This is a genomic window from Naasia sp. (assembly GCF_025465545.1).
Classification (GTDB): Bacteria; Actinomycetota; Actinomycetes; order Actinomycetales; family Microbacteriaceae; genus Naasia.
This window is the reverse complement of record NZ_JAODMK010000047.1, coordinates 34,803-43,812: the sequence shown is the minus strand read 5'-3', so window position 1 is coordinate 43,812 and position 9,010 is coordinate 34,803. Positions and strand designations below refer to the sequence as shown.

The 9,010-nt window shown below is 70.8% G+C and carries 10 protein-coding genes; all 10 read right to left on the bottom strand.

The window, feature by feature from the left end; all coding sequences use genetic code 11:
- A partial coding sequence (locus JWR33_RS12515; RefSeq protein WP_297412249.1) for a site-specific integrase occupies positions 1-216 on the bottom strand: 216 nt, incomplete at its 3' end.
- 34 nt (positions 217-250) lie between these two features.
- Positions 251-595, bottom strand: coding sequence for a hypothetical protein (locus JWR33_RS12510; RefSeq protein ID WP_297412248.1), 345 nt, complete (start codon positions 593-595; stop codon positions 251-253).
- A gap of 59 nt (positions 596-654) precedes the next feature.
- Entirely contained in the window at positions 655-1,560 is a 906-nt protein-coding gene (locus JWR33_RS12505; protein ID WP_297412247.1) for an EamA family transporter, read from the bottom strand.
- A gap of 57 nt (positions 1,561-1,617) precedes the next feature.
- Positions 1,618-2,352 carry a phenylalanine--tRNA ligase beta subunit-related protein gene (locus JWR33_RS12500; protein ID WP_297412246.1) on the bottom strand — a complete coding sequence of 245 codons (735 nt, stop codon included), beginning with the start codon at positions 2,350-2,352 and terminating at the stop codon, positions 1,618-1,620.
- Positions 2,345-2,950: an XRE family transcriptional regulator gene (locus tag JWR33_RS12495; RefSeq protein ID WP_297412245.1), complete on the bottom strand. Its 606-nt coding sequence runs from the start codon at positions 2,948-2,950 to the stop codon at positions 2,345-2,347. Before JWR33_RS12495 ends, JWR33_RS12500 begins: the two co-directional genes overlap by 8 nt.
- Before the next feature lie 481 nt (positions 2,951-3,431).
- Positions 3,432-3,728, bottom strand: coding sequence for an antibiotic biosynthesis monooxygenase (locus tag JWR33_RS12490; protein WP_297412244.1), 297 nt, complete (start codon positions 3,726-3,728; stop codon positions 3,432-3,434).
- 137 nt (positions 3,729-3,865) lie between these two features.
- Complete coding sequence (locus tag JWR33_RS12485; protein WP_297412243.1) at positions 3,866-5,275, bottom strand: hypothetical protein; 1,410 nt, start codon at positions 5,273-5,275, stop codon at positions 3,866-3,868.
- Positions 5,259-5,918 carry a response regulator gene (locus JWR33_RS12480; protein WP_297412242.1) on the bottom strand — a complete coding sequence of 220 codons (660 nt, stop codon included), beginning with the start codon at positions 5,916-5,918 and terminating at the stop codon, positions 5,259-5,261. Before JWR33_RS12480 ends, JWR33_RS12485 begins: the two co-directional genes overlap by 17 nt.
- Positions 5,915-8,539, bottom strand: a complete 2,625-nt coding sequence (locus tag JWR33_RS12475) for a PAS domain S-box protein (RefSeq protein ID WP_297412241.1) — start codon at positions 8,537-8,539, stop codon at positions 5,915-5,917. The genes JWR33_RS12480 and JWR33_RS12475 overlap by 4 nt, the downstream gene beginning before the upstream one ends.
- Entirely contained in the window at positions 8,536-8,898 is a 363-nt protein-coding gene (locus tag JWR33_RS12470) for a response regulator (protein ID WP_297412240.1), read from the bottom strand. The genes JWR33_RS12475 and JWR33_RS12470 overlap by 4 nt, the downstream gene beginning before the upstream one ends.
- Between the last annotated feature and the right edge of the window lie 112 nt (positions 8,899-9,010).

Below are 9,010 nucleotides of genomic sequence, written 5' to 3'. Positions count from 1 at the left end.
CTCGTGCTGGGCGAACTTCATCGCCTTGCGTAGCGCGACGTAGTGGTGCTGCACCGTAGCCGGGGCCAGTCCCTCGGCCGTCATCTCGGCCAGCCAGGACCGCACGTCGGCGCGCGTGAGGGTGCCGACCTTGCGCCCGCCGAACCGAGGCAGCACCCGGTGGTCGGAGATGCGGCGGTAGCCGATGTGTCCTGGGTTCGAGCCCCACGGGCACACAGCGCGCGGCGGCCCGCTGGCAGCTCTCGAACTCTCAGGCGCGAGGAGCGTCCTCCGGAAGCGCCGGCTGGTGGGACAGCGCGAGATCAGGGTCGCCGTATATCGTGAGGACCTCAGCGATGACCACTTTGTATCGGCCGATCCAGCGGTCGTGGAGCTTCTTGGCCTCGCGGTGCACCCCCATTCCGATCAACTCGGTGAGGGCCTCCCGGGTGGACCAGTAGTAGACCTCGCCGTGCAGCCCGGTCTCGGCGTTGTGCCACTCCTCCTCGCCGAGGAAGCCGTCGATCAGCCGGGCCCGTGCCGCGATGTCGTCGTTGCGCTCGTGGAATTCCGCGTCGTACTCCTTCGACTCGAAGATGAAGGTGGAACTGAACATGCGTCCTCCGTCTGGTGACGTGTCTCGTTGGGTTGCCACCGCCTGGTGGGGCGGCGCTGTCATTCGATGAGCTGAGGCAAGGGGGCGTTCCGCGTCGGCTCGTCAGTCTGCCGGCGGCGGTCGCCTCCCCGTTGTGCCGCTGCGCCCGCGACCACGACGAGGACGATCGCGGCCACCTGGATCAGCGAGGGCTGCTGGTGCAGCACGATCAGGCCGAGGACCACTCCGATCGCGGGCTCGAGAGCCATCAGGGTCCCGAAGGCGGTCGCTGTCATGTGACGCAGTGCGAGCATCTCGAGCGCGAACGGCAGCACCGGCAGCAGGAGTGCGAGCCCAGCCGCCACAGCGAGCGCGCCCCAGGTGAGATGCCCGGCCGCTTGAGGGATACCGACGAAGGCAGCCGTCACGGCGGCGACGGGAATCGTGAGGGCCAGAGCCGTGATCCCCGTGAAGCTGTCCCCGACCCGCTGGGTGAGCAGGATGTAGACGCCCCAGCCGATCGCGGCCAGTCCGGCGAATGCGACGCCGAGGAGGTCGATCTCGCCCCGCCAGGGCTCGGTGAGGAGGACGACACCGACCAGCGCCAGAGCCGGCCAGGCCAACGCGCGGCGATTGCCGGTCCGGATCGCCGCAACGGTCAAGGGACCGAGGAACTCGATCGACACCGCCGTACCGAGGGGAATGCGCTCGATCGCGGCGAGGAAGGAGACCGTCATCAGGCCGGTTGCGGCGCCCAGACCAAGGAGCGCGGGCACGTCACGCCTGCGCAGAGAGCGAAGCGACGGACGTGCCAGCACCAGGAAGATGAGCGCCCCCATGGTCAACCTCAGCCAGGCGGTGCCTGCCGGCCCGACCTGCGCGATGAGCCCCACCGACAGCGCCGATCCCAGTTGCACCGAGAGCATCGCGGCCACGGCGAGCGCCCACGGAGGAACGGTGGTCGCTCGGCGCTCCGCTCGGCTCATCGGCGGGCCCTGGACGAGCGCGACGTGCGGATCGCGTCGACGTGGCGGACGAGCACGTCACGCCTCCGCTGCGTCGACGGCCGAGATGAGGCGACGGACGACCTGGACGTCTGGTCCCAGTCCGCGGAGTTCCCCCGCGAGGTGCTCCGTTGCCGCCAGCAGGGCCATATCGGTCATCGGGTGCAGCGCGTCGAGGATGAACAGCGCCGCGGTGGTGCCTGCACCGAGCTGCGTGCGGCGCCCCTGGCGCCAATTCCAGCGCCGGCAGGTCACGCCGGCCTCGTCGCACCAGACGACTTCACCCTCCTCAGGATGCTCGTTCACCTCGGCGCCGCCGGCGATGGTGTCGAAGACTTCGGTCCCGACGGCACGGAGAAGGCGCGGAGGGCCCACATAGCGCGTGAGATCCTCCCCGCCCACCGGAATGTGATGGAGCACCGAGATGGCGTTGTAGAGGTCCGTCACCCGGTTCACGCGGGGCAGGCCCTCGACCCCTCGGCGCATCAGCGCCTCGAGGCTGTTGCGTGTCCTCTGCGGCTTGGCGCCGAACTGGCGGTACGCCTCCCGCCATGCTGCGACGTGCGGGAGCTCCTCGACGGGCCGTTCTCGCAGAGCCTTCCGGGCCGCCGCTTCCGCGGCCTCGACGAGGGCGCTGCTCCCCCGGTCGCCGCCTCCGGGGGCGAGCCCGTCGACGGCGAGCAGCATCGCCCGATAGTCGGGCCGGAGCTCGAACACCGCCCTGTGCACCTGGGCGCCATCGAGGAACGCCTGCAGTGCGCCGGAATCAGGCATGGGAAACCTCCGCACGAGTTCCGGAGCCGACGGCAGGCTCGAAGACGGCGAGCGAGAACCGCGCCAGCCGCGCATCGAGGTTGGCGTAGGAGTGCGCCACATCGCCGGAGAAGGTCACGGCGTCGCCCGCGTCGAGAGTCACGGATCGGTCTCCGACCTCGACGGTGATGGTTCCCTCCTGCACCTGCAGGAGCTCCTTCGTGCCCAGGGCGTGGGCTTCGCTCGCATGACGATCGTTGGGGCCCAGGGTCCAATCCCAGAGCTCGAGGACATCGGGCGACTCTGTTCCCGCCACGAGCAGACCACGTCCGCCGAACTGCCCGCTCCACAGCGCGGCTCCCTCAGCTCGGCGGGTGACCTTGAGCGGCCTGGGACGCGGCGCCTCGACGAGAGCCGGCAGCCCTACCCCCAATGCGTCGCCGATCCTCAGAAGGGTTCCCACGCTCGGGTTCGCGGCCCCCTGCTCCACGTTGATGAGCATCCGCCTGCTCACGCCGGCGGCGTCGGCCAGCTGTTCGAGGCTCCAGCGGCGGGACTGTCGTTCCTGGCGGACGCGGCCTCCGATGGCCGACGCGAGGACCGACGTGTTCTCATCCATCAGTGCAGGATAGTGCACCATGCGTGCAGCAAGCGATCGGGCTGCTGCCGTGGCGTGCCAGGCCGCACTGCGGCCCGACGGCAACGGCACACCGCTGCGTTGCGGCCGGACGGTTGCGGCTGACGCCGCCTCGGGCAGGACGGGCAGGCAGGACGGGCAGACAAGTCTGCCGGCGTCGCCGGCGTCGCGGAGCTCCTGGACCCATTCCTCGGCCGCAGGGGAAAGGTAGAAGCCCGGCGGCCCGGTGCAGGTTCGACCACCCCACTGCCGTGGCAGGCGCGCCAGCCACTGAAACCGCGGTCAGGATCTGGCAGGCAGCCTCTCGGCCGGATGCTCGATCAGCCACTGCCGTGCGAGCTCGCCGAGCCTCGTCCACCACACCATGGCCGGGACTCTACCGCCGGGCACGAGCCACGGGTACACGCCGGGGAAGGGACCTCGGCCACCCGGAGTCGGCGCCGCGGCAGTGCCCCTGGTCGCGTCAGAAGGTCGACTGGGTCTGATACCGCGACAGCACCGAAGGCGCCGCGAGGAGCTCGCGGAGGTTCGACGCGCCCTCCGCTGTCGCACGCCAGGCGCGATAGGCGTCGTCGTGCTCGATCGACTCCCAGTGCTCCACGACGGTGACGTGCGCCGGGTCGGCCACATCCTCGAGCACCTCGACGCCGAGACAGCCGTCGAAGGCGCGGGTGACGCTGAGGATCGCGGCGAGCCCTGCGGGCGCCTGTTCCCTCGCGTCCGCGCGAAGGTGCAGGTCGAGGAACGCGGTGACCGCCATGATCTCTCCTTCTTCAGCACTTCGCCGCCCCATCCTAGGCCTCCGCTCCTCCGACGGCCGCAACCGTCCGGCCGAACGGCAACGGCATGCGGTTGCGTTGTGGCCGGACGGTTGCGTTCCTCGGGCGGCGGTGCCGCTCAGGCGCTGCGCTCGAGGGCTGCCAGGTCGGTGACGACCGCATCCAGGTGGCCGAGCACCGCCTCCGTCATCTGGCGCGTCCCATCGGCGGTCGATCGGTCGGGGGCCGCCGAGTGGAAGTTGAGCGCCATCGCGCAGGCGGCGAGGCGACCCTGGATGGGGCCGTGCAGGAGCTCGTCCAGCTGGGCCCGCGCCCGGTCCTCGTCGTCCCTCGCGGACTCCTCCAGCCGGGCGGACGCGTCCTCGATGCGCCGGATCGACCGCACGACCGCCGCGTTGGCCACGGTGACGCCCACCGCAGCCGAGATCACGGCCGCCGAGTACGTCAGGCCGAGCGGGAGCACGAGGAGCAGCAGCATCCCGAACGGCGTGATGCCCGGCCCTGCGAGGAGGAGCAGCACGACGGATCCCGCCAGACCGGCGAGGAGGTAGCGGACGACGATCGGCCGGATCCGGCGGGCGCTGCCATGCAGCCGGGCGGCGCGGGAGACCACCGCGAGCACCAGTGCTGCTGCGGCGACCGCGACGAGCACCTCGGCCGCGAGGGCGTCGCGCTCGGCGTCGAGCGTGATCGGGATGAGCACGGCGAGGAGTGCCGCGGCCGCGAGCGCAGACCACAGCACCGGGCGGGTCAGCTCGAAGACGAGTGCGGAGGACAGCGGCGGCTCGGATCGCGGTGCAGGCAGGTAGGGCGGCTCCACGTGTCCGGAGAGCCGGTCGACCGCCCAGTTCACGTGATCGGCGATGTCGGCGAGCCGGCTGCCGATCTGCTGCATCTCCTCGGCGTCGCCCTGGCGGAGTCCGGGCAGCGTGCGCCGGATGTCATCGACGACCGGGGAGACCGTCGCACTGATCGCCCAGATGACCCGGGAGCGGATCTCCTCGCTGCTGCGCTCGGCGAGGGCCCGCGCCGAGTCCCGGCGTCGTCGGGCGGCGCCGAGCTCGGCCAGCAGCAGGCGGCGGTGCTGGACCTGAGCGAGCACGTAGGCGGTGAGCGGCATCCACACCCAGGCCACCGCGAGCCAGAACAGGATCCGGTAGCCGAGGTCCGCGGTGCCGCCGGCCAGCAGGACGAGTCCCCCGCCGAGCAGGCCGCGCGTCACGCCGATGACCCCGGACAGGAGGAAGCTCGCCCAGATCGGGAGGGTCGCCCCGCGTCGCTTCAGCAGGAGAGCCACCGGAACCCCGAGCAGACCCGCGACCACGTGCTGAGCGACTCCGGACAGCAGGATCAGCCGTCCGTCCGCTGTGCCGGCCGCGACCTCTTGGAGCGCGACGAGGAGGACGCTCGGCACGAAGGTCATCCACCAGTGCGGCAGGTTCAGCGTCCACTCGCTGCCGAGCGACGCCCGCAGGCCGAGGACGCCGGTGCCTCCGAACCCCGGGGTGCGGCTAGCGGACGACGACACGGCCCTGCTGCCAGATGCGCACGGCCTCCACGCGGGGGTTGGAGCGCTCGCTGATCTCCACGCCGAGCGCACCGTAGAGGCGGGTGAGCATCGTCTCGGCGGCCCGGATCGTGGTTCCCCGGTGCTCGGCGAGGACCCGGGTGGAGGCACCGCTCGCCAGCATCCGCAGCACCTCAGCCTGCGCGCGAGTGATGGTGATGACCGCCGCGTCGTCGGCCCCGGGGATGTGCCGGTCGCCTGCGCCGCCCGCGATCGACGAGCGCACGGCCTCGGCCAGGTCCTCGACCTGTCGAAGCGCCGACTTCACGAGGTAGACGGCGCTCCGCGGGATGGCCGCCGGGTTGTCCACTGCGAGCTGCGGCGAGCGATGCGCTGTGAGCACCACAAGTCCCACCCACGGGTACTCCTGGCCCACCCTCCTGAGCAGGGATACGCCGGACACTCCCCCGCCGAAGTCGAGGTCGCTGATCAGCGCGTGCGGGTCCTCCGACTCCACCAGCGCCCACGCCTCCTCCACGGTCTGGGCGGGGAACACCTCGAAGCCCTGCGCGGCGAGCCCGCCGGTGACGAGCGACACCGTGAAGGCGTCGTCGTCGGCCACGACGACGCGCATGGGTCGCGAGACCGCCTCGGTGCCACTCACCGCACGCGCTCCGCCGCATCGAGGGTCTCGCGAACGGCGGACAGGAGCTCGGGGATGCTGAACGGCTTCGCCAGGAAGCGGGCAGCATCCTCACGTCCCCACTCGCGGTTCTCGGCGTCGAATCCGCTCGCCACGATGACGGGCAGGCCGGGATGGCGGTCGAGGAGGTAGTCGAGGGTGGCCGATCCGCCCATGACGGGCATCATCACGTCCATGACGACGAGGTCGACGGGCGCTCCCTGACCCTCGAGGACCTCGATGGCGACCTTGCCGTTCTCCGCCTCGAGGGCACGATAGCCGGCGCTCTCCAGTGCCTGGCGGAGGATCATCCGCACCGGATCCTCGTCGTCGACGACGAGGATGAGCTCGCCGCGGCCTCCCGCCTGCTCGGGCGCCTCGGCGGGCGGGGCGGCCGGTGTCTCGCCCAGCGACGAGGACGGCAGCGAGACCGTGAACCGAGACCCGGCCCCGGGACGGCTCTGCACCTCGATGACTCCGCCGTGGCCGCGGACGATGGACACCGATGTGGAGAGCCCGAGTCCTGTGCCCTTGCCCTGGTCCTTCGTCGTGTAGAACGGCTCGAAGACCCGGGAGAGGGTCTCCTCGTCCATCCCCGTTCCGGTGTCGATGACGGCGAACACGACCCGATCCCCGTCGTCCGATGGGCGGTTGGCGGCGTGGATGGTGAGATTGCCGCCCGATGGCATGGCGTCGACGGCGTTCGTGATGAGGTTGATCAGCACCTGCAGCAGCTGCGTGCGGTCCCCCATGACCGGCAGGAGCGGGCCATCCACCTTCGAGACGACGGTCACCGACTTCGGGACGGTGTCGCGACAGAAGGCGAGGAGGTCCTCCACCACGGACTCCGCGTCCACCGGACGACGCTGTCCTTCCTCGCCCCGGGCGAAGGAGAGCACCTGGCGGATCATGTCCGCACCGCGCTTGGCTCCCTTCTCCACGGAGACGAGGAGCTGGCGGCGCCGCTCGTCGCGCTCGTCCGCGCTCAGGAGCTGCGCCGCGATCAGGATCGGCGTGAGCACGTTGTTGAGGTCGTGCGCGATCCCGCCGGCGAGCGTGCCGAGGCTCTCCATCCGCTGCACCCGGTAGCGGCGCTCCTCCGCCGCGCGGAACTCGGTGATGTCGGAGTCGACGGCGAAGATCGAGACCGGCCGGCCCTCGTCGTCCCGCACCAGCTGCCACCGGCAGTCGAGCAGGATGGTGCGCCCGTCGCGGGTGAGCTTTTGCAGCTCGCCCTCCCAGTACCCGGCGCGCAGCACCTCGGCGGTGCGGATGTCGAAGATGGTCGGGTCGGCATAGAGGAGGTCGCGAACGGACTGGCCGACGATCTCCTCGGCGGGCCAGCCGAACATCTCCTCAGCGCCGTGGTTCCAGTAGGTGATGCGATGGTCGAGATCGCGCATCATGATGGCGTCCCGGGCGGCGTCGAGGAGGGCCGCCTGAGAGCGGAGGCGCTCGGTGGTCTCCTGCAGCCGCAGTCGGGTCTGCTGATCCTCGGTCACGTCGTGCAGCTGCAGCGCCAGACCGTCGCCCGTGGGATAGGCGGTGGCCTCGAACCACGCGTCGAGCGGGGCGTAGAACTCCCGGGTGCGAGTGACGACGCGCTCGGTCATCGTGCGCCGGTATGCCTCTCCGAAGCTGCTGTCGACCGCGTCGGGGAAGAGCTCCCACAGGGTGTGGCCCAGAAGCTCCTCGACGGTGGTCCGAAGGTACTTCGAGCCCGTCTCGTTGGCGTAGAGGAACCGCCACGCGGAGTCGAAGAAGAACACCCCGGACGCGATCTGGCTGAGGGTGAGCTGCAGGCGCTCCTGGAGGGTCTGCCGGTGGCGCTCGCCCTCCACCACCTCGGTCACGTCGTAGAACGCGCCTTGGATCCGCACGATGCGGCCGGCCTCGTTGCGCACGGCCTCGCCGATGGAGCGCACGTGCCGCTGGGCGCCATCCGGCATGGTGAGAGTCCGGCTGACGTCGATCGGCTCGCCCGTGGCGATGCAGGCCTCGATTGCGTCGACCATCCGGTCGAACTGCGAGGCCGAGTACGTCATCAGCGCCTCGGTGTATGGCCGCCCGGAAGGCACGCTGAACCCGAGCACCTGCTGGAAGTCGTCGGAGGTGTGCAGCACCCGTGTCTCGGCGTCGATCGTCCACGCGTCGAACCTGGCGAGACGTCCCGCGATCCGCATGAGCCCCGCACTCCGCTCCGCCTGCTCGGCGGCCTCCTCGAGCCCCGTCACCTCGCGCACCGTCACGACGACCACGATGACCTCGCCGTCGAGGTCGCGCAGCGGCAGCTGGGTGACCTCCACCCGGAAGGGATGTCCGTCCTTGGCCGTGCCCCTGGCACGGAAGCGGCGCGTGCGTCCGGCGAGAGCGGCGGCCAGATGGACGGAGAAGTCCTCTCTGTCCTCGCTGCTGATGAGGCCCGCCGCGCTGCCGTCCGCCAGCTCGGCGGCGGTGTAGCCGGTGATCTCCTCGAAGCGGGGATTGCAGCGCAGGAGCTCGCCCGTGGCCTCGAGGGCGAACACTCCGTCGGGGTGGTCGTGGTAGAGGGCGTCGAACTGCGAGGCCCGCAGGCTGACCGCCGCCTCCCGGACGTCGCTCACGTCCGCACCTTCGGCGGCGCGGGGAACAGCTCATCCAGCAGCTGGGTGAGCGTGCTCAGCTCGATCGGCTTGCCGAGGAAGCGAAGGCCCTGCTGCTGCACCGCTTCGGGCGGGTCGATGGTGCCGCTCATGATGACGATCGACGGCGGGTGAGGGCGCGCGAGCGCGGCGGCGATCCGATCGCCGAGCGGAGACCCGGGCATGGCGGCGTCCATCATGCACAGGTCCGCCTCCGCCAGCTGCGCCAGGAAAGATCGCGTGTCCCCCGCCTCGAGCGCCCGGTGCCCGCGCTGCTCGATGGCCATCCGCAGGACCATGCGCACGAGCGTGTCGTCGTCGGCGATCAGGACCGTTGCCATGCCGGACCGTTCCCGTCGTCCCGCACGCCAGGTGCCCCTGCTCGCTTGTCCTCGCCCACACTGCACCCCGACCGACGTCGCTACCGTTCGGAAGCGGGTGCTGTACCCCCGG